The organism is Bdellovibrio sp. BIS2, assembly GCF_055398295.1.
The window spans coordinates 1,262,065-1,284,277 of the sequence record NZ_AP035879.1; the positions used below are offsets into that span (position 1 = coordinate 1,262,065).

Annotated in this window: 24 protein-coding genes and 1 tRNA gene; 12 read left to right on the forward strand and 13 right to left on the reverse strand. The window is 49.5% G+C overall.

Annotation, left to right across the window (positions count from 1 at the left end):
- Positions 1 to 44: 44 nt before the first annotated feature.
- Together ACZ520_RS06085 and ACZ520_RS06090 are read right to left on the reverse strand one after the other, a co-directional pair.
- Positions 45 to 1,325 carry a sensor histidine kinase gene (locus ACZ520_RS06085; protein WP_374032468.1) on the reverse strand — a complete coding sequence of 427 codons (1,281 nt, stop codon included), beginning with the start codon at positions 1,323 to 1,325 and terminating at the stop codon, positions 45 to 47.
- A 106-nt stretch (positions 1,326 to 1,431) separates the two neighbouring features.
- Positions 1,432 to 1,794: a J domain-containing protein gene (locus ACZ520_RS06090; protein WP_374032469.1), complete on the reverse strand. Its 363-nt coding sequence runs from the start codon at positions 1,792 to 1,794 to the stop codon at positions 1,432 to 1,434.
- A gap of 326 nt (positions 1,795 to 2,120) precedes the next feature.
- On the opposite strand from ACZ520_RS06090, the gene ACZ520_RS06095 reads away from it, so the two are divergent.
- The 5 genes from ACZ520_RS06095 to ACZ520_RS06115 all read left to right on the forward strand — a co-directional run bounded on the left by ACZ520_RS06095 (position 2,121) and on the right by ACZ520_RS06115 (position 8,961).
- Positions 2,121 to 2,540, forward strand: coding sequence for an SWIB/MDM2 domain-containing protein (locus tag ACZ520_RS06095; RefSeq protein WP_088565741.1), 420 nt, complete (start codon positions 2,121 to 2,123; stop codon positions 2,538 to 2,540).
- Positions 2,541 to 3,003: 463 nt separating this feature from the next.
- Positions 3,004 to 3,768: a type I methionyl aminopeptidase gene (gene map / locus ACZ520_RS06100; RefSeq protein WP_088565739.1), complete on the forward strand. Its 765-nt coding sequence runs from the start codon at positions 3,004 to 3,006 to the stop codon at positions 3,766 to 3,768.
- A gap of 66 nt (positions 3,769 to 3,834) precedes the next feature.
- Positions 3,835 to 5,217, forward strand: a complete 1,383-nt coding sequence (gene ahcY, locus ACZ520_RS06105; RefSeq protein WP_416480995.1) for an adenosylhomocysteinase — start codon at positions 3,835 to 3,837, stop codon at positions 5,215 to 5,217.
- A 373-nt stretch (positions 5,218 to 5,590) separates the two neighbouring features.
- On the forward strand, positions 5,591 to 7,183 hold the full coding sequence (locus ACZ520_RS06110; RefSeq protein WP_374028127.1) for a methyl-accepting chemotaxis protein: 1,593 nt from the start codon (positions 5,591 to 5,593) through the stop codon (positions 7,181 to 7,183).
- A gap of 104 nt (positions 7,184 to 7,287) precedes the next feature.
- The gene (locus ACZ520_RS06115) at positions 7,288 to 8,961 is read left to right on the forward strand and encodes a thioredoxin family protein (RefSeq protein ID WP_464127763.1); all 1,674 of its coding nucleotides are present in this window, start codon (positions 7,288 to 7,290) and stop codon (positions 8,959 to 8,961) included.
- Here the strand turns inward: ACZ520_RS06115 and ACZ520_RS06120 are convergent.
- From ACZ520_RS06120 to ACZ520_RS06140, 5 genes are all read right to left on the reverse strand, one after another.
- Complete coding sequence (locus tag ACZ520_RS06120) at positions 8,958 to 10,091, reverse strand: DNA alkylation repair protein (RefSeq protein WP_464127764.1); 1,134 nt, start codon at positions 10,089 to 10,091, stop codon at positions 8,958 to 8,960. The genes ACZ520_RS06115 and ACZ520_RS06120 overlap by 4 nt on opposite strands.
- A 27-nt stretch (positions 10,092 to 10,118) precedes the next feature.
- Positions 10,119 to 10,997, reverse strand: coding sequence for a hypothetical protein (locus tag ACZ520_RS06125; RefSeq protein WP_417869591.1), 879 nt, complete (start codon positions 10,995 to 10,997; stop codon positions 10,119 to 10,121).
- A gap of 101 nt (positions 10,998 to 11,098) precedes the next feature.
- The gene (gene orn, locus ACZ520_RS06130) at positions 11,099 to 11,626 is read right to left on the reverse strand and encodes an oligoribonuclease (RefSeq protein ID WP_374028132.1); all 528 of its coding nucleotides are present in this window, start codon (positions 11,624 to 11,626) and stop codon (positions 11,099 to 11,101) included.
- A gap of 76 nt (positions 11,627 to 11,702) precedes the next feature.
- Complete coding sequence (locus ACZ520_RS06135) at positions 11,703 to 12,110, reverse strand: response regulator (RefSeq protein ID WP_232468625.1); 408 nt, start codon at positions 12,108 to 12,110, stop codon at positions 11,703 to 11,705.
- A gap of 100 nt (positions 12,111 to 12,210) precedes the next feature.
- Positions 12,211 to 12,486, reverse strand: a complete 276-nt coding sequence (locus ACZ520_RS06140) for a heavy-metal-associated domain-containing protein (RefSeq protein ID WP_088565731.1) — start codon at positions 12,484 to 12,486, stop codon at positions 12,211 to 12,213.
- Positions 12,487 to 12,654: 168 nt separating this feature from the next.
- Between ACZ520_RS06140 and ACZ520_RS06145 the strand changes: the two genes are divergently transcribed.
- A tRNA-Asp gene (locus tag ACZ520_RS06145) sits at positions 12,655 to 12,731 on the forward strand.
- Between the two features lie 64 nt (positions 12,732 to 12,795).
- Here ACZ520_RS06145 and ACZ520_RS06150 read toward each other — a convergent pair.
- On the reverse strand, positions 12,796 to 13,539 hold the full coding sequence (locus ACZ520_RS06150; protein ID WP_464127765.1) for a substrate-binding periplasmic protein: 744 nt from the start codon (positions 13,537 to 13,539) through the stop codon (positions 12,796 to 12,798).
- 260 nt (positions 13,540 to 13,799) lie between these two features.
- On the opposite strand from ACZ520_RS06150, the gene ACZ520_RS06155 reads away from it, so the two are divergent.
- Positions 13,800 to 14,333 (forward strand): gamma-glutamylcyclotransferase, encoded by a 534-nt coding sequence (locus tag ACZ520_RS06155; RefSeq protein ID WP_464127766.1) that lies wholly within the window; start codon positions 13,800 to 13,802, stop codon positions 14,331 to 14,333.
- Positions 14,334 to 14,495: 162 nt separating this feature from the next.
- Positions 14,496 to 15,008: a hypothetical protein gene (locus ACZ520_RS06160; RefSeq protein WP_088565721.1), complete on the forward strand. Its 513-nt coding sequence runs from the start codon at positions 14,496 to 14,498 to the stop codon at positions 15,006 to 15,008.
- Positions 15,009 to 15,016: 8 nt separating this feature from the next.
- Here ACZ520_RS06160 and ACZ520_RS06165 read toward each other — a convergent pair whose 3' ends face one another.
- Positions 15,017 to 15,547 carry a hypothetical protein gene (locus ACZ520_RS06165; RefSeq protein ID WP_417869599.1) on the reverse strand — a complete coding sequence of 177 codons (531 nt, stop codon included), beginning with the start codon at positions 15,545 to 15,547 and terminating at the stop codon, positions 15,017 to 15,019.
- A gap of 209 nt (positions 15,548 to 15,756) precedes the next feature.
- Between ACZ520_RS06165 and ACZ520_RS06170 the strand changes: the two genes are divergently transcribed.
- From ACZ520_RS06170 to ACZ520_RS06180, 3 genes are all read left to right on the forward strand, one after another.
- Entirely contained in the window at positions 15,757 to 15,894 is a 138-nt protein-coding gene (locus ACZ520_RS06170) for a hypothetical protein (RefSeq protein ID WP_157678779.1), read from the forward strand.
- A 93-nt stretch (positions 15,895 to 15,987) separates the two neighbouring features.
- Complete coding sequence (locus ACZ520_RS06175; RefSeq protein WP_464127767.1) at positions 15,988 to 16,725, forward strand: SDR family oxidoreductase; 738 nt, start codon at positions 15,988 to 15,990, stop codon at positions 16,723 to 16,725.
- Positions 16,726 to 16,827: 102 nt separating this feature from the next.
- On the forward strand, positions 16,828 to 17,148 hold the full coding sequence (locus tag ACZ520_RS06180) for a hypothetical protein (protein WP_464127768.1): 321 nt from the start codon (positions 16,828 to 16,830) through the stop codon (positions 17,146 to 17,148).
- 36 nt (positions 17,149 to 17,184) lie between these two features.
- On the opposite strand, the gene ACZ520_RS06185 is transcribed toward ACZ520_RS06180, so the two are convergent.
- The 3 genes from ACZ520_RS06185 to ACZ520_RS06195 form a co-directional block, all read right to left on the reverse strand.
- Entirely contained in the window at positions 17,185 to 17,709 is a 525-nt protein-coding gene (locus ACZ520_RS06185) for a dihydrofolate reductase family protein (RefSeq protein WP_232468623.1), read from the reverse strand.
- A 68-nt stretch (positions 17,710 to 17,777) separates the two neighbouring features.
- Positions 17,778 to 18,086, reverse strand: coding sequence for a hypothetical protein (locus ACZ520_RS06190; RefSeq protein WP_374032484.1), 309 nt, complete (start codon positions 18,084 to 18,086; stop codon positions 17,778 to 17,780).
- Positions 18,087 to 18,088: 2 nt separating this feature from the next.
- Positions 18,089 to 19,663, reverse strand: a complete 1,575-nt coding sequence (locus ACZ520_RS06195; protein ID WP_464127769.1) for a L,D-transpeptidase family protein — start codon at positions 19,661 to 19,663, stop codon at positions 18,089 to 18,091.
- A gap of 245 nt (positions 19,664 to 19,908) precedes the next feature.
- On the opposite strand from ACZ520_RS06195, the gene ACZ520_RS06200 reads away from it, so the two are divergent.
- Positions 19,909 to 20,763 carry a trypsin-like serine protease gene (locus ACZ520_RS06200; protein WP_464127770.1) on the forward strand — a complete coding sequence of 285 codons (855 nt, stop codon included), beginning with the start codon at positions 19,909 to 19,911 and terminating at the stop codon, positions 20,761 to 20,763.
- Here ACZ520_RS06200 and ACZ520_RS06205 read toward each other — a convergent pair whose 3' ends face one another.
- Positions 20,764 to 22,092 carry a BspA family leucine-rich repeat surface protein gene (locus tag ACZ520_RS06205; RefSeq protein ID WP_464127771.1) on the reverse strand — a complete coding sequence of 443 codons (1,329 nt, stop codon included), beginning with the start codon at positions 22,090 to 22,092 and terminating at the stop codon, positions 20,764 to 20,766.
- Between the last annotated feature and the right edge of the window lie 121 nt (positions 22,093 to 22,213).

Below are 22,213 nucleotides of genomic sequence, written 5' to 3' on the forward strand. Positions count from 1 at the left end.
ATTCTTTGCAAGGCGAGGGGGTTTAGAGTCTTAAATCGAGACAACTAAAGGACGGTCTTGGCCAGCGGCATCTTCAGAACCACCAGAGTGCCACTCGGGGCAGAGGAGCTGGTTTCCTCACTTGAGAAGATCTCAATCGTCCCATCCATCATCTGCAGGTACTCGCGCACCAGCGGCATGCCATAGCCAGTGCCTTTTTCGCCTTGAGTTCCCGGTCGGGTGGTCTGGGAATTCAGGTTGAAGATATTGGCCAGGATCTCTTTGGGAATGCCGATTCCATAATCGCGGATCTCGATGATCACTTCGGTTTCCGTCGGGTAGGCGCGCAGGTCTATCCGTTCGCCGGGGTGAGAGAACTTGATGGCGTTATTGATAAGGTTCTGCAGCACCACGCTGCTCAGGATGGTTTTTTCACCATTGATAGGCATGCGGTCGCGGGAGATATCCAACTGCATTTTGATGCCTTTTTGCTGGGCCGTGGCGACGGTGTTTTCGTAAACCTCGTTCAGCACCATGGTCAGATTCAAAGGCTTCAGCGGCATGGCAGCTTTTCCGTCTTTCACGGACTTTAGATGGCGCACCTGCGCCAGCAGATTGACGATGTCATCCACCGCACGTTCGATTTTGTCCAGCTCCTGGGCGCCGGACAGGTTTTCCTCCCGGTCTTCTTTGGCTTTGACCAGATTGTAGGTCATAGATGACAGGGTGTTGGCGATATCGTGAATCAGAACACGCAGCAGGTTTTCCACGTCGAGGTTTTTCTCCTCAAGGTTCTTCATCAGGCTCTTTTCCCCACGGATGTAGTAGTGGGTGTTAAAGGCCGAGAACAGCAGGAAGACCACGACATTGAAGAGCTTTTCACGGTTATAGTCGCCATATTCAGCAATGACGTTGGGGCCGAACCCTTGCGCCCGTGCGTACCAGAAGAACCCCAGGATCACAAGGACTGCCAGATACCCACCGATGGCCCCCGGAACGCCCACCAGGATGCCACAGACCAAGGGGATGGCCGTCAGCCAGAAGATGCCCGGCGCCTCAACACCGCCCGACAGGTAAAGCAAATAGGCCAGGATCAGGGAGGACATCGTGCCCATGATACAGGCAGAGATCAGATAGTTTTTCAGCAGTCTTAGGCACACTTGTGGAACAATCAGCAGCACCACCCAGATCGGGATCAGGGCTGAGTTGTAGTCCGGGACCTTATATTGGAAGTTGAATTTAATTATATAGAGAAGCGAAACGGCGAGGGTAAGAAAATAGATGACCTTGAAATAGGTCAGTCTTTTCTTATAGGCATCCTCAGATGTAAAAGTCAGGTCTCGCATGGTGCTTTTTATTCCTGGTTGCTTCCTTAATGCAATATCGGCGCAGATGCAAAAGGTCTGAGGTTATTTCAGCAATGTAATCTTGTTTATCTGAAATTTGTTCGTACTAGAGTGAGACAAGGGGGCGCAAAGTCTCGTAGTGCGCTTTGAGCTCTACGAACTGCGGGGCATTTCCACCATGGTCGGGATGCAGAATCATCGCGGCCTGACGGAAGGCCTTTTTCAATTCGCTTGCGGTGAAGCCGGCCGGAAGGTCATAGATCCAGCTTTTCAGAAACTCGTAAGCCTGTTGTTGTGACGGGGAAAAGTTATGAGCTTTGCGTTGTGGACGAACTTTAGGGGCCGGATATTGTCCACGTGGGGAGTTGAATTCTTTGCGACCAACCTGCCCCATCAGGAAGGCAAGGTGGGAGGGGTCGGCATTCAAAAGGCTTTCTTCCGAGGCGTTCACGAAGGGTTCGGAACCCATTTTCTCTCTGAGAATTTGCTTAAAGCTTGCCTGAAAACTCATGCCTTTCTTATCGGTATAAGGGGTAAAAGGCTCAGTCCAGAAGGTCGTTTCCCAGTGAAAAACGGACTTTTTTAGAGGGGAAAAGGGGGCTTTCCCTAGGGGAAAACACCGTTTTCCGAGGGGGGAGGGGGTGGTTTTAGAGGGGAAAACGGGGTCTTTTCCGCTTCCTGTGCGAAAAAAAAATGATTTCCCCTGCATTTTTCTTTAGACAAACGACTGGACTTGGATACACACTAAGCTCATTCGAGATAAACAAGACTAAAAACCTAACGGAGGAATTTCGAATGGCAAAAGCAAAAGCTACTAAAAAAGCTACAACTAAGAAAGCAGCTCCTAAAAAAGCAGCAGCAAAAAAAGCAGCTCCAAAAGCAGCTAAAAAAGCCGCTCCTAAAGCAGCAGCTAAAAAAGCAGCTCCAAAAAAAGCAGCAGCTCCTAAAAAAGCAAAAACTGCTCGTAAACCAAACGCAGCTTTCATGAAAGCGTTGACTCCATCTGCAGCTTTGGCAGCAGTTGTTGGTGCTTCTCCACTTCCACGTACTGAAGTTGTTAAAAAACTTTGGGCTTACATCAAGAAGAACAACCTTCAAGACACTAAGAACAAAAGAAACATCAATGCTGACGCTAAATTGAAAGAAGTTTTCGGCGGCAAAACTCAAGTTTCTATGTTCGACATGACTAAACTAGTTTCCAAACACCTTAAGTAGTAGGTCGTTTGAAACGGGGAAAAAAGCCTAGGATTGCTCCTAGGCTTTTTTTTTGCCTTCGTTTCGGGGCTGGTGAAAAAGGCCCATCTCCTGCGTTGTCGGGCGGCCTTCTCGCTCCGACGTACCATGGGTACGCCTCCGCTGCGAGGGCAGCCCTCCGCCTTGTATATGGACCTTTTTGACCAGCCCCTCTTCCCGTCGTGTACTGTGGGCTTCCGCTTCGCGGGGTCGCCTTTGATGGGCTCGACTTCGTCGTACAGGTATGGGCTTCCGCTTTGTTGGTCGCTTGGGCTGGGCTTCGCCGCCGCCTTGGTAGGCGGGCTTGTCCTTTGGAGGGTAAGGTTCTGAGCTTGAATTTAGAGGGGAATGGCTGACTTTTTTTGAAGGTGGGCTTGGATTTTCCCTGGTGGGAGTTGGGGTTTTGGTCTGTTCAAGGGTGGGGGGCTGTGCTATACCATCCTCTATGGGAATTAAGCCGCTTTCTTTGGAAGAAATCAAAAAGATGACTGTTGCCTGCCGTATTGCGGCCGACACACTCACTTACCTGGATAAATATATCAAAATTGGTATGACCACGAACGAGATCGATCAGCTTTGCTTCGATTTTATGGCGACCAAAGGTGCCAAGTCGGCATGTCTGGGGTATCACGGCTATCCTAAGTACACTTGTACTTCCATCAATGAAGTTGTCTGCCATGGCGTTCCTGATGACAAAACCATCTTGAAAGACGGGGACATTATCAATGTCGACGTGACGGCTTGGATTGATGGTTTCTTTGGGGACACTTCCAAGATGTACATGATCGGTAATGTTTCTGATGAAGCCAAGGACCTGGTGGAAACCGCCCGTATGGCGCGTGATATCGGTATCGAAGCCATTCGTCCAAATGGTTATACCGGGGACATCGGTTTCGAAACGAACAAGCTTGTGACCCGCAAGGGTTATGTCGCCGTGAAAGAGATCGGTGGCCACGGTGTGGGCCGCAAGTTCCATGAAGAGCCGTTTGTTCCATCCTATGGCAAAAAAGGCAAAGGCGAGCGCCTGGTGCCGTTCCACTGTATCACCGTCGAACCGATGGTGAACCAAGGGACTGACGAAATCATCGAATTCGACATTCCAGGAAGCAGCATTAAGTACTATCATACTGCAGATAGTCTACTGTCCGCACAATTTGAACATACAGTTCTTGTGACGGATACTGGCTATGAAATCTTAACTTTACCATAATTTTTAAAAACCTAAGACAAGGACTTCAATCAAATGTCATTGACTACGACGAACGGAAAAACCGCTATGAAGAAAAATGCTAAAATGAAAGCTCCTACAGCAACTAAAGCTGCTGCTAAAACTCCAGTTGTTGACTACAGAGTCAGCAAAGAAGCGATGGAAAACCCAGAGGTTTTCGCAAAGCTTGCTAAATGGGGTCGTGAAGAAATCAAGATTGCCGAAACTGAAATGCCAGGTTTGATGGCTCTTCGTAAAGAGTACAAAAAACAGCAGCCTTTGAAAGGCGCTCGTATCGCTGGTTGCCTTCACATGACTATCCAGACTGCGGTTCTGATCGAAACGCTTGTTGAGCTGGGTGCGGAAATCCGCTGGTCTTCTTGCAACATCTTCTCCACTCAGGATCACGCAGCAGCGGCTATCGCGGCAGCGGGCATTCCAGTGTTTGCCTGGAAAGGTCTGACTGAACAGGAATTCAACTGGTGTATCGAACAAACTATCGTGGGTTGGGGCAAAGAAGGCTTCAACATGATTCTGGACGACGGTGGTGATTTGACGAACATGATGCACGAGCCTCGTTTCGCCAAAGAAATGAAGAAAATCATTGGTATCTCTGAAGAGACAACCACCGGTGTTCACAATCTGGAAGTCCTGGTAAAACAGGGTAAACTGAAAGTTCCAGCGATCAACATCAATGACTCTGTGACCAAATCCAAATTCGACAACCTGTACGGTTGCCGCGAATCTTTGGCTGACGGTATCAAACGTGCAACGGACGTGATGGTTGCCGGTAAGATCTGCGTTGTTGCAGGTTACGGCGATGTGGGTAAAGGTTCTGCGCACTCTTTGCGTGGTCTGGGTGCCCGCGTTCTTGTGACTGAAATCGATCCAATCTGCGCGCTTCAGGCGGCAATGGAAGGTTTCGAAGTGACAACGATGGAAGATGCAGCTCCATTGGGTGACATCTTCGTAACAGCAACTGGCTGCTGCGATATCATCACTGACAAGCACTTCATGAAAATGAAAAACAACGCGATCGTGTGCAACATCGGTCACTTCGATATCGAAATCGACATGGCTTGGCTGAACAAGAACTCCAAAATGCGTGAAGTGAAACCACAAGTGGACATCCACACATTGAAAAACGGCAAACAGGTGATCATCCTGGCTAAAGGCCGTTTGGTGAATTTGGGTTGCGCTACGGGCCACCCAAGCTTCGTTATGTCCAACTCCTTCACCAATCAGGTGTTGGCGCAAATGGAACTTTTCAACAACCGTGACAAGTACCAGGACATCGCCGTTTACCGCTTGCCTAAGCACTTGGACGAAAAAGTGGCGGCATTGCACTTGGATAAATTGGGTGTGAAGTTGACGAAACTTTCTTCCAAACAAGCCAAGTACCTGCACATGAGTCCTCAAGGTCCGTTCAAGCCTGAGCACTACCGTTACTAATCAACCCGCAAGGGAAGAGGGGCTGTCTGGGGTTAGAAACTCTCGGACAGTCCTCGCGCTAGGGAGCCATCATGGCTCCCTTTTTTTTGCCTTTGTTCGTTCTTCTTTTTTATTGCCGACATAACTTGCGCTGTGGAACTCGGTTTCTAACCCCAGACAGCCCCTCTTCCCTTGCTGGTGACCAGCTTGGTTGTGTGGGGATGGGGGAGTAGAGTAGAGTTTTTTTGTGTTGTTAAGAATTTTTGTGGTGTTTTGAAATTGGAATTTATTGAAGATCTTGAGATTTCAGAATCGAAATCAAAATAATTTAACGGGTTTGTTCCTTAGGTTTATTTAATCCGGGCCCGATACATTCCCCCATTAAGGGGAAATCATGAACGTACGAAGTTTGAATTTTAAAGTGTCTGTGATTGTTGGGATCCTTGTGATTTGTTCTGCTCTGATAGCGGTGATGAGCTGGCGCAGTCTTGGGAATCTGAATTCTACTTTGACTCATATTACGAACATCACGGTGCCTCGAATTGATCGGGATCACATGATGAAGGAAGTCTTCCTTACTCAAGTCATTAATGAAAGAAACTTTGCTTTGAATCCGGCTGGAAGTCCAGCCCGGGATGCGGCTCGGAAGTATATCGCTGAACGCCACAAGGAAATGGCCGGGATTCTTGAGCAGCGAAAAGCGCTGGCGGATGAAGCCGGGCTTAAGCGTATTGCAGAATTTGAAGCCGTCTATAAGGAATGGACTGAGCTGAATCAACAAGTCACAGAGCTTTATGATCAAGGGCACGACAAAGAGGCCTTGAACATTCTTGTCACCAAAGGCCGTGATGTTCGCGTGCGTGGAACTGAAATTGTCGACGGCATGGTAAAGAGCAATAACGAGCGCATGCAGACTGAACAAAAGGCGGCGGAAGTCGCCTATGCTCAGTCCCGCAATCTTTTGGTGGGCACGGTGCTGGGTGCGTTGTTGTTCGGGATTGCCTGTGCGTTCCTGGTGCTGCGCTCTTTGAGTGTCAGCATCAACCGCGTGATTTCGGATTTGACGGAAAACTCCACGCAAGTGTCCGGGGCTTCCCAGCAGATCTCGGTTTCCTCAGAACAATTGGCGGAAGCGTCCTCGGAACAGGCGGCGTCTTTGGAAGAAACTGTGGCAACACTGGAAGAACTGACTTCCATGATCAAGATCAACGCGGACAACGCACGCGAGGCCGCGCGTTTGTCTGGCGAAACCAGTCAGGTTGCCAGCCGGGGTGACAAAGAGATTCATTCCCTGATGGAATCCATGCAGGCGATTTCCCAGGACTCCAAGCGTATTGAAGAGATTATCAATGTCATCGACGACATTGCCTTCCAGACAAATCTGCTGGCCTTGAACGCCGCCGTGGAAGCGGCCCGTGCCGGAGAGCAGGGGAAAGGTTTTGCGGTTGTGGCCGAGGCGGTTCGCAACCTGGCTCAGCGCAGTTCTTCCGCGGCCAAGGATATCACCGAGTTGATCAAGGGCAGTGTTGAGAAAATTGACCGCGGAGCCAATCAGGCCCAACAAAGCGGTAAAGTGCTGGGCGAAATTGTGCAGTCCGCTCAGAAGGTTTCAAGTCTGAACGCCGAAATTGCCGGCGCCAGCGAAGAACAATCCAACGGGGTTACTCAGATCAGCAAAGCGATGAACCAATTGGATCAGGTGACGCAGGTGAACGCCGCGACTTCGGAAGAAGCTGCCGCCGCTTCCCAAGAGCTGTCAGCGCAAGCCCAGCAACTGGATAAAGTCGTGGACCTGTTGACCTACACCATCAAAGGCGTGCGTCGTGAAATCACAGCCGCTGTGAGCAGTGGGCAGTCCAAATCCAAAGCAATCGACATCAAGTCCGCCAAGAAGCGCCCAGCGCCGGTCGCCGCAGCCCCACGTAAAGCCCCCGCAACCGATTCCATGGACGACTGGGGCAAAGTAGGAACCACCGACGGCTTCTAAAAAAGGTGCCTGGTGACTTTTTACATCTACGCCGCAGCATGAGCGGCGTAGATGTTGTTATCTGCCTTCGCCGTGATAGGGTTTTAAGATATTCAGGAGGACTTATGAAGGTTCTTGGTTTTATCTTAACCCTGTTCATCGCGGCATCCGCATTCGGTCGTCTTTCGGACGGCAAAGCCACATTCACCGTGAAAGACGGAAAAATTGTCGGCGCCATTCAAAAAGGTTTTCATTTCAATAAAGAAGCTCCTGCTGCCTTTGTTATGAAGGGCGCGGAGATCGCGCCTCTTGTTAAAGAAGAATCTCAATTGATCTTCGCCATGCCAGCAAAAGAAAATGAGCCATTCGAACTTGGCTTCTATGTCTGCGACGACAAGAAAACCGTCTGTGAAGAGCATAAAATCACTTACATGCTTTCCGCGGGAAAATTAAAGTCAGCAAGCGAAGTCAAAAAAGCCGACCTTGCCAAGCCGGAAGTGAAAGCTTCCACGGGCAAAGTTCACAAGAACCACCACGGCTTTATCGAAAATGATCTGGAAGCTGCCAAAGTTTTGGCGGCAAAGTCCAAAAAAAATCTGCTGGTTGATTACGGCGCCCCTTGGTGTCCGGCCTGTGTTCGTCTTGAAACCGAAGTGTTTGGTACCAAGGCCTTTAAAAGCGTCACGAAAGATTTCGTTCTTGTTGCTTTGAATGCTGACATGACCGTCAATAAATCGTTCGGGAAGCAGTACAATATTAAAGCTATTCCCACAGTGTTGATCTTAAAACCCGACGGCACCGAGCTTTATCGTGCCCTGGATTTTGCGCCCGCCGATGTTTACGCCCAACGTATCAAAGACGCGAAAAAGAACCTTCAGCCCGCTGCGGATCTTGAAAAACTGGCACAGGCCGGAGATCAAAAGGCCATCGAAACCCTGGCCGAGAATGCCTACAACGCTCTGGATATGGAAAGTTCAGTAAAGTGGTATCGTCAGATTGATTCCAAGTCGGATCGTTTTGCCTCGGCCGAAACTTCAATGGCTGCAAAGAAAGCCCGTGCTGACAAGAAGACGGACGAGTATTTTGCCATCCTGAAAAAATGGGCCGATTTGAAGCCGCAAAGTTTCACCGGCGTGACAGCCACCAACGAATGGGCCGAGTTTCTGCAGAATGAAAAGAAAGAACTTCCGGCTGATTTGAAAGAACGTCTGAAGGCCAACTGTGAGTTCCTGCAGAACCTGACAAAATCCAAAGCCGACACCGTCAAATGGGTGGCGGCCTGGGATGTCAGTCCGATGGCACCGGTAGAGCGGGCGGAAGCCCTTTCCATGTGGAAAACATCTGCCGAAGCTCTGGGGCAAAAAGAAGAAGTCGTAAAAATTCAAAAGGAACTGCAGGAAGAAGTGCGTTCTTTGAAGCTTTCGGAAAAAAGACCAGGCGAAGTGATGGCGACGTTGTATTATTTCCGCCAGGCCGGACTTCCCGAAATCGAGGAATCCTGGCTGCTGAAACTTGAAAAGGCTGATCCCCACAGCTACGTGCCGCACATGAAGCTTGCAAACTACTACGTGCGTAACAAGGCTTACGAAAAAGCCCTGCCGCAGGCCAAGCTGGCAGTGGAGTTGGGTGAAGATCTTCGTCTTCATAACCTGCAAACTTTGGCTGAGATCCAGAAAGAACTAAAACAAAAGGACGAAGCCAAAAAGACCATCGAGATCGCTTTGGCTCATCCGGAAGTGAAAGAGGAGCGCTTCAAGGAAGTTCTAAAATCCCTGGAGCAGTTGAAAAAAGACCTTTAATCCTTCAAAAGGAAAGTGGCCTTCCCCAGGCTCTTTCCATTCACAAAGATCTCGACAACATGCGAGCCCGGGTAAAGGACTCGCGTGGTCACAGGGCGGAAGGAATGCTTTTTCGTGAACTCCATCCGCTTTTTGGCTTTCAGCTCTTTATTGGCAAGCTTGAACACTTTGGCTGAATTTGTGCCGTTGGCCTTTTTATAGTGAATCGCATAGTCCACGACAACTGTTGCATCTTTTGGACTTGTCAGAGCAAACGACATTTCAAGGTGGCCGCCGGTTTTCACGGTCTTTGGCTTCAACGTCAGATCATGCAGCTTCACTGTGGCTTCTGTATGATAACCCAAAAGCTTTAAGGCCTCCGGGTTTCCGGCCTTTACTTGCGTTCTCAGAGCATGACGGGTGATCCAGTCGATTTTGGCTTTTTGCTCTTTCGGAGACTCTTTCTGCCAGCGCTTCAGAGTTTTGATCACCACCTCGGGATGAGTTTTAGTGATGTCATTCAGATGATTGGCCACGGACTTGCGCACGTAAAGCTCTTCATCGTATTTCAGCTCTTCCAATAGTTTTAATGTCGGAGCCGGGTCTTTGATAAATTCGCGCAGCAGCTCGCCCCACGGCAGGCGGGGGCGGGAGCCTTCCGAAACCCAGCGGCGCACGTGATGGCTTTCATCCCGTGTCCAGGCCATCAACTGTTTCAGGGTTTCTTCCTGACGGTGGATCAGGAAGGGGCGCACAGCCCATTCGGCGGTGAATTTCTGGGTCAGCGTGTGCAGACCCTTCATGGATTCATCAAAATGTTCCAGGCCGTAAGCTTGGACAAACTCAGTGAAAGCCCAAAGATCAAAGCCTGACAGCGGCTCAACACCGGGTTTGGGCTTCGTTACGGCTTTAAGTAAAATGTTTAAGGCTTTGGTGTAGTCTTCGGGAAGATGAGACTGCAAGCGTCCGCGGATCAACTGAACACGAGGTTTCATCTCCAGCGCGGACAGCTCACGGCTGAGCTTTTGAAAGCTCTTGCTGTCAAAAGCAGGGTGGTGATATTGCACATGTTCGGCCATACGGCGCACCAGTGCATCGTTGATCCAGTTTTTAAAGGCCGATTCGTTTTCAGCGGTTTTCTTCTGCGGCATAAGGCAGCCCTTCCGTCTGATCCGAATTTATTTGGTCGGATCAAACCACAGCTTCTTATCGTCGAAGGGAACCGTTGTTGGCAACATGGGATTGTCGATTCTGAACAGTTTTCTGTTCTTAAGATTCAGATCGGCAATAACTTTGCCATAGGCTTTGTTGAACATCCGGTCAAATTCACCGGTTTGGATCAGCTTTTCCAAACCCTCTTTGGTTCGGAGGGCGAGCTTTTTTCCTTCTGCTGTCTGCGGAAACCAGAAATAAGTCGGCAGGGGATAATACAACAAAAGATTTTCTTCGATCATCAACTGAGGCAGGCGTTCTTTGCGTGCATGGTATTCTTCGAGCACCTCAGTTACGCCGCGGGGAAAGGCCGTGGTGTGAGCGCTGAATACCAGATTTTCAAAGATACGATCATAGTAAACCTCTTCCAGCACGCGGAATCCGGCGCTTTCAAGAATGGCATTGTCCCCCCATCCCTCGCCCTGGCGCATGGGGATTTTTTTAAGCTGATCCAGCGTGGTGATCTTGGCAAAAGTGGCCTTGTCTTTTTTATTGATCAGCAAAACGCGATAAGAAATCAGGCTTTTGTCGATGGGGATGCGCACGGTCTCAAGCTGACGCTCGCGCTTGATGGATGTTTCGCGGATCATGACAGTCAGCTTTTGCGAGTTCGACAAAAGCTCGCGCATCTGACGGTCTTCCGTCATGCGCACGCTGGGCTTTAAAACATAGGGCCCATATTTATCTTTGGTGATTTCCAACGCCGCCTTTAAGAGATCCCAGTGGTAGGCGTAACGACGATCTATTTCAGATTCGGGCGGATGGTAAATGTAAACCATCTCGGCAGCAATGCCGGCCAGAGGAAGAAACAGACATAGCAAAAACAGCAGACTTTTGCGCATCATTCAGCTCCTGCACAAGAAAGTAGGGGCCTTTGATTTTCGAGTCAAAAGAAATGAGCATGCGTCCGCTGCCTTAAGATCCGCAGTGGACGCATGTTTGGGCGTTATTTCGTGAAGTGCATTTTATCGGTATAGTGGCGCAGTTCCTGGATGCTTTCGCGGATGTCTTCCAGGGCGCGGTGCTTATTGGCCTTCTGGTACACGTATTTGAACTTATTGTTGATGATGACCTTCCAGGAGGACACATCCACCATGCGGTAGTGCAGGCGACCGGCAAATTCCGGCATGTACTTGTTGATGAAAAGGCGGTCTTGCATGATGGAATTCCCCGCAAGTACCGGCTTGTCCTTCGGATCCGGGAAGTGCTTCTTCACCATGTCCACAAGTTTGGCTTCCACCTGATCCGGATCCATTCCGTTAGGCACCTTAGCGGTCAGGCCGGATTTCCTGTGATGTTCCGTGTTCCAGGCGTCCATGCTGTCCAGATATTTCTGGGGCTGCTTCACCACGGTTTCAAATGTTTCGAGTTCCTTGAAGTTCAGATCCGTGACGATGGCCGCCACTTCGATGATCACTTCCTTCTCGACATCAAGACCGGTCATCTCCATGTCGATCCAAAAGAGCTTGTTCATGAGAGTTCCTATTCTAGGGCGCCACAGGCCCGGATGCTCTCTATGATGAGGGATTTGGGTGGGGGAGACAAGGCCTTTAGGCCTTCTTTTGCTCCATCCCAGTTTTTAGGGCACGTTCCACGGTGGAAATGAGGGAGTTTTCATCCCACGGCTTGTCAATAAAGGCATACACGCCCAATCTTTGAGCTTCCAGCACCATGTCCTTCTGACCATAGCCGGTGTGAATGATAAAAGGGATCTGCAGGCCGTTTTCACGCATCCACTTCAGAACTTCCAGGCCGGATTTCTTTGGCATCTTTTCATCAGAAAGAACCGCGTCGAATTGTTGGGTTTTCAGCAGATCAATGCCTTCGATGCCGTTGTTGGCGCGGTGGATTTCAGACGTGCTGCCTTCAAGGATGGCCGTCAGGACTTCCAGAAGTTCAAATTCGTCATCGATAATAAGCAGGCGACCCTTGGGGGCTGCGGATACTGTGTTAATCATGGGATCATTATGCCAAAGAAGTGCGGCCAGGTCATCGCGCTCTATGGTCAATTTTTTTTAATCGAACCCCCTGAAAAGGGGATTCGATGATTCCACAATCTTACTTGGACTTTGAAGAGTTGATGATCTTGTATTCACCGGCTTTTGAAATCGCCGCTTGAATCTGATCTTGAGAAATCGTTGAACCGGCTTTAGGTGAGACAATCACTTTGCCGACAGTAACATCGCATTTTTCCAGGCCGTCCATTTTGCACACCTGAGCCTTGATGGATTTGGCGCAGGAAGCGCAGTGCATGCCTTCAACGTCATAGGTGATGGATTCAGCCACAGCGGCTTGGGACAGTAGCAGGGCAGTTACAGCCAAAAGTTTCTTCATTTTGGGGTCTCCTTGATGGTGCAAAGACATTATACCCTTCAAAACTGCCCGGCTAGGGCTTTATTTGCCCAAAAAGAGGGCATAGGACGCCATGATATTAAGTTTTTTTAAAAATAATGTTGTCAGGGGTGTCCGACTTGGCTATAAAAGATTCTCCGAAACGCCACTGGGGTGGTAGTTAAGTTGGTTATAACGTCCGCCTGTCACGCGGAAGGCCGCGGGTTCGAGTCCCGTCCACCCCGCCATTTTTTCTCCGAAAACATGGCCAAAATCACCGAAGCTGAGTCTTCGGTTTTTTTATGCCCAAAATCAATCAACATACGTGCTGCCGTATTTTTTAAACAAGGCCTTCATTTTTCCCGAACTTTTAATATCAGCGATGGCTTTATCTACTTCCTTCTTCGTGATTCGCCCTTTGCGACTGATTGAACAGACAATGGGGTAGTCTCTCAGAAAAAGTGCTTCGCGGTTTTTTGCAATGTTGGGATTTTCAAGACGGAAATAATCGAAAAAAATTTGATCTGTGACGACGTACTGGATACGGCCATTGAGCAGTTTTTTTAGATTTCCTTCTTCGGATAAGCTGTCTTCGCGTAGAATTTTGCCGGACGCAAAGTAGGGATCGAGCTTGGGGTAAACGTACTGAAGCATCGTTCCGATTTTTTTGCCTTGCAGATCGCTTATTTTTTTTGGCATCGGTGCCGGGCCAATAATAACTTCTTTTTTGTTAAAAAGAACTTCGGAGAAGTCTAATTTTTTAACTCCGTCATCCCAGATTTTGCTTGTATAGCAGAGGACATCCATTTGGCCTGTCAGCATGTATCTGTTGAGTCGATAACGAGTCACGACACTGAAGCTTGCGGTACGTCCCATAGCCTCTGCCAAAGCATTGACATAGTCGACGATAAGGCCGTCCACTTTTCCTTCTTTTTCAATCAAAAGAGGTGGTGCCAGACCCGCAGGAATTGCGGCGCGAAATTCAGTCTCCGTTTTTGCCTGCGCTGAATGTGCCAAGATAATAAAAGATAGGAAGTACAGCAGCTTCGTTTTCATACTCCAAGTTTATTAGACAGTTGAGATGTCGCAAGGTTTAATTTGAAGGATACCACGTCTTTTTTTTAGACATTTGATTGCGATAAACAACAGAATGTTGTTGTCACAAAGGCGTTTTGAACTCGTCTCCTCCGGGCCGCCATTTTTTTTAAAAAATGGCCAAAATCAGGCGATATTAAAAGCCAAATGACTTGGATCCGGGATACACTGCAAGAGCTTTGAGCCAAGACCTGATACTTAGAAGCAGAAGGAAATCAAATATGGATGCCCATTACGGAAAAGTGATGCAAGCAAGAAATCAAATTCAAGGAACCGGAAGCAAATTGTATTTTGCATACTCGGGGGTTTTGGATCGCCAGGCTTTCGAGGTTTGGGCGGAAGAGCATAGCTATCAGTTTTTCACATTGCCCGAGGGGCTGGTGGCTGAAGCAAAAGGTGTCGATTTGATTTTTGATTTTCCTTCGCGTTGGTGGGGTGGGCGTGTTGCCGGGTTGGTCGCCAAAAAAGACTCGTCTGTCTTTGGAAGGTTATTTGAGATTCCGGAAAAAGAATGGCCCATTATTCAGCACAAAGAAGGTGTCGTGACTGGGATGTCAGTTGAGACGACTCTGAGTGTTTCCGTCGACGGGCAAGAGTTTGAGGCGACGGCCTTTGTGACGTCACCGAGTCGTCGCAGTCTTGATGGTCCTGTCAGTGAACGGTATCTCGAGGCCTTGATAAGAGGAGCCCGCGCTTCGGGTTTACCAGAGGCGTATGTGGCCTCATTGCCAGCTAAAGCTCGAGACAATCCTTAATACCCGCGTCTCACTTTGCAACAGAAGCTTCGTATTTCAATTTAAGACATAACAAATTTGGTTGGTGCCTGTGAGCCTTCGACAGTTCGTCTGGGCCTAAACAAGCTTTATTGCATTTGGGGCTGGAACAGCTCTCGCAGTGGAAATGGGCAGAGGTGCCCTATGAAAAGAGTCTTGTTGGCAACTGTCTTAATTTTGAACTTCTCCGTTTTCCACGCCCACGCGAACCTGCTGCCATTTACTCAGGATGTTAATGTCGGTGAGAACTCCGTCGCGGTTTCCAAAATTAAGTTTAGCAAACGCGCTGACGCGGGATCATTCTGTCACACTCTGGGCAAACAACTTGGCTTGAATATGAAGCTGGCGGACCTGGAAGAAGTGATCCGGGTTGCGGCATTCGGCAAACCCCAAGTGGACAGTATGATGGTGCAGATTAAAAAGAAAGATGGCTCTGTTGATACGGCTATCGTCGCTTGGGACAACAAGAAAAAGATCAAAATCGACAAAGAGAATCCAGCGAACGTTGATACTCATCTTGTACTTAGAATTCGCGGCGGTGATGGCGTCGTCAGGGAAACAACCCTCAAAGAACTGAAAGAGCTAGGGGCCGTCGACTATCAGGACAGACCCCTTGATAAGCTTCCGGCCTTTTGCGTTCACGACAATACAAAATAAGAGTCAGACTATTTACAGTGAGCCTTTGAGCTAAGAACAAGCGCCCGTGCTTGTTCTTCAGTGGCGGCGGTGCCAATAGAGCAGGTGTCCGCCCCATCCAAACGAACCGCATACACCACTTCCACATCCGACATTCCATCTTCCGTGGCTTCAGACAGGCGATAGATAAAGCCAATCCACTGCAACGATCCGCTGCCGTCCTCTAAGGAATTCGTTTTGCGGTACATCCATTCCACCTCAGTTGAAGCCACGTCATGGAACGAGTACGGGTTTTTAAGGGCAATTTGCTGGCCGCCGTAAGTCAGTTCCGGATGATAGCGAAGGTCGCCCCCAGAGATGTTTAATTGATACCCGCCAAAGCCCTTGCATTCGGCATTATAGAAATCAATCGGGGATTGTTGGTTTGCCGCGCTGACTTCAACACACTCCGTGGTTAGATTGGTAAACACACTGCCAATGGTGACTTGCTGGCTTTCCCCGGCGAAGGCCGTCAGAGCTGTCATTGAAATAATCGCTATTGAAGATATAAGCTGTTTCATCGTTTGTTCCTTTACGATTGCTGAGTTGCTGATGAACTGTTTATTGCGCCTTCCAAGGAAATACGAGCCGAACTCAAGGCTCCTGCTGAGTGACAGCAACATTTTGTACACTTGGATCAGGTTAAGGAGCGGGGGCTTTTTATTTGTCTTCCGATAATGGTGTCGTTACAATTCCCCGAAATTAGACCTGTCTTTTGTAAAGGACTGATATGGACACGCCTCAAGATTCCGAAATCGCAGAAAGAGAAGTACGTCGTAAAACCCTTTGGGTGATAGGATTGACCTTCATATTACCGGTGCTGATCACTTTGTGCGGGATCTATTACGTCGTGTCCACCGGGAAGTAGTTCTGGTCCGAACAGAAGGACGACAATGTCCGTAAATGGCCAGTATTTTAAGTTGAAATATCCTAGCCTGCCTTGGATCTACCAGGAGGTTTTATGGATTTCAAAGGAAAGAATGTTTTTATCACCGGAGCCAACCGCGGAATCGGTGCCGCTTTAGTCAAGGCCTGCCTCCGTCGGGGTGTCGCCAAGGTTTACGCTGCCGCCAGAGATAAAAACAAATTGCCGATAAATGAAGACCCGCGCGTGGTTCCCGTTCAGCTCGATATCACCAACTTTGAGCAAATCAGTGAAGCGGTGTCGTCCGCTGCCGACGTGCAGATTCTGATCAACAATGCCGGCACTCTTCATGCCGGAAGTTTTTTGGAAGGGAATAGGGACGGCTTCATCCAGGACATGCAGGTTAATTACTTCTCGACAATGGATGTGATGAGGGCCTTTGTCCCCGTGCTTAAGCGCAACAGCGACGGTCGTATTGTGAATATCGTGTCGATAGCCAAGTTCGTGAACTTTCCTTTTATTGCTGGATATTCGGCATCCAAAGCCGCTCTTTATTCAATGACTCAGGCGGCTCGTATCGAACTTAGTCCCTACGGTATTGCTGTTCATGCGGTGAATCCGGGTGCCATCGATACGGACATGAATAAAGGTGCCGAAATGGATATGACCTCTCCGGCCGACGTAGCAGACAGTATCTTGGCCCACGTCGAAAAAGAGGTTTTGGATATTGTGCCCGACAAAATCGGCCAGGAGATGTTCAAGGTGTGGCAGGAGTCTCCTATGGAGTTGGAGACTCTGGCCAAAGATATGTACTTTAAAAAACCTGTTCCCTGAACTTCTTATAGGCCGGGGCTCTGAACAATCTCCTGACTTGAGGGGCGCCCGAAAGTCAGCTAAAGCCAAAGGCCTATAGCTTTTAAACAAAGGTAGAACATCATGAACAAAGTCGCTTTTGCTTTTTTGTCTTTTTCTCTGGTCCTGAGTTCTCAGGCTGCTACAGCCAACTGTGATTTACAAATCTCTGAGATCGCAGCCAAGCACGGACACCCCAGTGATCGTCCCTCGTCTCCGGTTCTGGTAGGTACTCTGCAGGCAGGGGATGCTCGTCGGGGTGCACAAGGGCAAATTGGTCCTTTTACTCAGGACGTCTATCTTTATCTTAATAGTGGTTCTTATCACAGTGGCTGGTTTCAAGAAGCCTTTGCCTTGGACTTGGACTGCAATCTGAGAGATCATGGCGTTCTTTACGCCGAGTAAGTCCAAGCAGCGTGGCGACCTCGTTAGCCACAGGCCTTAAGGGGTCACCGAATAGATGACCTCAACGCAGGTGTCTCCGTGCTGGCGGATGTCCTTGATCTTAAACGCGGTGTCGGTTTGGCGCGCAAAAAGTTTTTTGCCTTCATTTAGAAAGACCGCCACAGTCTGAATGTGCATTTCATTCAACAGGCCTTGATCGTAAAACTGTCCGGCCAGATCACCACCGCCCACAACCCAGATGTTCTTTCCTTCAGCCAGCTTCTGCATTTCTTTGTGGTGACTGGCAACATCCCCCTGAACAAAACGGATGTCGGCGTTGGGGAAAGGCTTAAGGTTTTGATGGGTGAAAACAAAGCAGGGGACTTTATAAGGCCATTCCTCGGCATGTTGTTGCATCCACTTGTAGGTTGAAGTGCCCATGGCCAGGGCGCCCACCGTATTTACAAAAGTGTCGATGAAACTAATATCCGTGGGGCCGTTTTTGAAGAGCCATTCAAGAGAGTCGTTGGGATCAGCAATATACCCATCCAAGCTGGCCGCTGTGAAATAAATGGTCTTCATCAGGTCCTCCGTCTCAAGCCTTGGATGATACCCATAGTTTCGATGCAGCGGCAAGTGCTGGGTTTTCGTTAGGGATTGATAACATCCAGAATCTGGTTGCTGCCGTTGATCTTAAGTTTCAATGGAACGCGGCTTTCCTGAGATTCCGTCAACAGGTGCAGTTTGGCTTCAGGGAAGCTCATCAGATTTTTGATGATCAGAAGCTTTGGCAGGCCCACCAGCTTTACCATGGCTTCGTTTTCCATGGCCTCGATGTGTTCAACCACGCCAGTCACGTACAGTTGCGACGCTGCACCGGCACTGACAGTGGCGTTTGCCTGTGACGTCACAACATTGAAAGCTACGAATAGACCCACGATTAAAAGATATTTTGCCATAATTACCGTCCTAATCCTTTTACTTGAGATAAAATTAACTGATTGTGTCCGTAAACGTCTTCCACAAAACGGATAACACCGTCCGAGTTCATTTGGGAAGTTACAGGTACTAAATAAACCGGCATCGGCTCTTTAAGGTCCACCCGGGTTTCCTTATCAACCACTTGACCTTCTTTAACCACGAAGTTTTCAATCTGCGGTCGGGACCATTGCGTTCCTGCAAGCAGATATTCGGCCAGATCCAGCGGTTTTTCCAGGCGCACACATCCTGAACTGCGCAGGCGCTGGGCCTCGCCGAACAAGTCGCGCTGATTGGTGTCGTGCAGATAGATCGCATAAGGATTTGTCATCATGAACTTCACAACGCCCAGTGCATTATTGTAGCTCGGTTTCTGTCTGATATAGAAGTTCACGCTCGAAGACTTAATCGATTTCCAGTCAATGCTGGTCGGGTCAATGGTTCGGCTAAAGTCAGCGGTGTACACTTCAAATCTGTTGTCAGTGAAGTACTTGCGAATACCCTTGGAGTCGAGTTTCTTCAGAATCTCCACTTTGTCGTTCAGGAACACCGTGGGCGGAATTGTCCATGTCGGGTTCATCACCAGATAGGTGATCCGATCCCGAAGCGTGGGCGTTTTTCGTTCCGCCGTGCCGTTGATCGCCTTGAAGCTCATTGAGATATTGTTCTTTTTATCCGTCATCATGAAGTGGGAAAACGCCGTATTCACGAAAATATGACGGTCTTCAAGGTTCTGCGGGAACCAGCGCAGTTGTTCCATGTCCGCTTGTAACTGGCTCAAGCGGTCCAACAGGGAAACGCTGAAAAACTTCCAGGTGCGGCCGCCGGGTGAAATCACTCCATCCGGTTTCATTTTCAGGTTCATTTGAATGTCATTGATTGCGGCCAGCATGTCCTGATCAAAGGTGTCATTCATGCTGTCGATGCGATAGCCCAACTGGCGCAAACGTTCTTTCAGCTTGATGATGACGGGATCTTTTTTCCCCAGGGACAGGGGCTTTTTTGCGGGGGTGATGCTTTCCCACAGTCCGGTTTCCATCAGCGGATAAAGCCTTTGCAGCGCCATTTTCAGGGACTGATAGACAGGAAATTGCGGGGCCATTTTATCAAGGGCCAGTCTTGCGCTGCCCTGACTGCTCAGGACGACAAGGCGAACCTGTTCGGCCGTCAGAAAGTCCTTTCTTTTGACTTTGATATCTGATGCCAGGCCGGTCGGATTGACCGATCCACTATGGACGTCGCGCAGGGCCTTCACATAGACCGCCAGAATTTGCCGTCGGTCGAAGTCAGTTTCCAGGGTTCCACGCAGGAAGGATTGCTCCAGTTCGGCGCTCCAATAGACGGAGGGATTCAGGCCATGCTGCCACGCTGTCAGCAGAGCTTCGCGGATTGAAGCCGCACTGAGGCTGTCGACAGCGGTTAAATAATCAATCGCACTTTGACCTTGGGTTGGCGCCGCCGAATAATACGGAATGCTTTGAGCCTTTGCCGTAGAAAGCCCGCTTGCCACAATCAAAGATGTGATCGCAAGAAATAAACGAACAGGTTGCGTATCCATTTCCATTCACCTCGTGGCAGCAGGTAATACAAGAACTCTGCCAGCGTAGGGAGGGAACTGGTTGTGATTTACAGATTATTTGAGAAATATCTTCATATAAATATGTCAGCCGGTGACACTTCTGGTGCCTCGCTCAGTTGCTGGACAGCCGGGGGCCGCCAAGAGCGGCTTATAGCTCTTCTAAGATCAGGGGGCCGCGGGCATGAGACTCGCATGGATGTTTTAAGCCCCAGCGAAAGTATCTTATGAAAAAACTGTTAATGCTTCTTTCACTTCTTTTGATCAATTGCCAGGAAAGCCCTGAAAGCTTTCAAGGGACCGGCATGGAATTGGAGCAAGGGCAGGGGATTATCGGCGGAGCTTCAGCTTCTTTTCAGAGCGACCTGTCCCAGATGGTTGTCAGTGTGCGCACCTACTATAACACCCGAATCGAGGTTATAAACGGCCAGAAGGTGGAAATGAACGACGTGTTTCAGTGCACGGGGATTCCACTGAGCAGACAGTTGATTCTGACCGCCGCCCATTGTCTGAAGACACCGCAAGCGTATTTACGCACGGTCGAATATAAGACCAAAACCGGAGAGCACCTGGCCTATGCCGAAGAAACGTTCGTGGTGCCAGAGCAGTACAAAGCCGGAAATCAGGATTTTGATTTTGGGATTTTGAAGTTAAAAAAGCAGTTGCCTGAGGATATCATAGTCACGCCTCTGATGGATCATTCTGTAGGGGATCTGCGCTCTGTTCTGGCGGCAGGCTATGGGCGCACCAATGGTGTTTGGTCGGACATTAAAGGTGATGGCGGCAACACCCTGCGGTCGGTTCAGTTGACGGTGTCGGCTTTTGCAAAGAACGAAAGCCGTTTCCGTGTGCAACAGTCTCAAGGCAAAGGTTTTTGCCAGGGGGATTCCGGTGGTCCCGCCTTTGCCCGAATTCAAGGGCGGACCTATGTGGTGGGGATCGCCTCAAAAACAACACGATCGTCACAGTCTGCCACGGCCGACACTGAACGCTGCACCGATGAGGGTATTTACATCAGCGTTCAGAAACAATTTGCCATGATCGTGGAGCTGGCAAAGTCCTTGGCCCCTGAGGTCCCTTAGTTAGGGGAATGTCGGTTTTTTGCTGGCGTCCCAGGCAGGATTGGATTGGTGATCGAAGAGGGTGTTGTTCACGCCCGCGGGAAGGACCCACCCACTGATATCCTGATTGAAGGCGTCGGCGCCGAAGAACATCTGCTCCATGCTAGTCAGCCCAGGGGTAGCAAAGACCCAACTTGCCAGGGGCTGGTTGAAGGCGTCTGCATTTTGGAACATGGATGTCATATCCGTGACTTTGGATGTGTCCCAGAAACTTACCGATTTAGTCAGAGGCTGATTGAAGGCCAGAGCCCCCATAAACATTCTAGCCATGTCGGTGACATTGGCCGTATTCCAGTTGCTGATGTTTTGATTGAAGGCAAGGGCATCGCTGAACATACTGTTCATTGTGATCACGCTGGAAGTGTCCCAGTTTCCGATGGGCTGATTGAAAGCTGCCGCTCCCATGAACAAATTGCTCATATCCTCGATCCCGCTGGTGTTCCAATGACCGATAGGGCTGTTGAAGCTAGTAGCCATCATAAATGCGCCGCGCATATCGGTCATTTGAGTCAAGTCCGGAGCATCTGTCGCAGTGACTTGCATATTCGCGCAGCCCGCAAACATCAGTTGCATAGTGCCCCACTGATTGGTGCCCCATTGTTTTACGTCGATGACTTTCAGATAATCACCCGCACCGGCAAAGCGGAACCAAGGCATGGCACCTTTGATTTTGATGTCATAGATTCCGCCCGTCGCGTAGTTGTGTGAAATTGCGGGCATGCCGGGATTCCAGCTTGCAGAATCAACCGGATCGGAACTGCCGTCACCCCAGTGAACCACAAAGTTGTATCCGGACCAGCCATTCAGTGGCAGCTCCATCGAGTTGGCAGCATTGCCTTTGCTGGTGTCGATGGTCATGATGAAAGAGTTTTTTATCGTGGCACTTGTTGATGGTCCGTATGCGGGTGCCAAAAGGCCATCTGCATCTGCCGCCGTGTCGGCAGCAATGGAGATATTCACCGGGCCATCCCCCGAACATCCGCTGATGGTCACCGTCGGGGTCATGGTGGTTCCATTCGTCACCACAGCTGTGCAGCCGGCCGTGTCGGGGCCAGCGAGGGTGATGTCGGCATCTTGTAAGTTGACGGTCGTGGCATCAGTGTAGCTGACGGTATAAACGAAGTTTGTCGCCACAGTTCCATAGGGCACGGACGGGGCACTGACGTTCAAGGTCGGTCCTGTCGGGGCCGGCGGGGTCACATTAGGAGGAGTTTCTGAAGGCAGGACGACGCTGGTAGGGACCAGTTGCAAATCAAACGTGCAGCCCGTTAAAGCCAGTGATGCCAGCAAAAGTATGATGTTCCAGAGTGAGACACGTACCGGTGTTATCATGACTTATATTTCGGTTTACTATGAAGAACCCTTGAATACATCTTGGTAACGTTGGGCCCTTTTACCGGCGGGAACATGG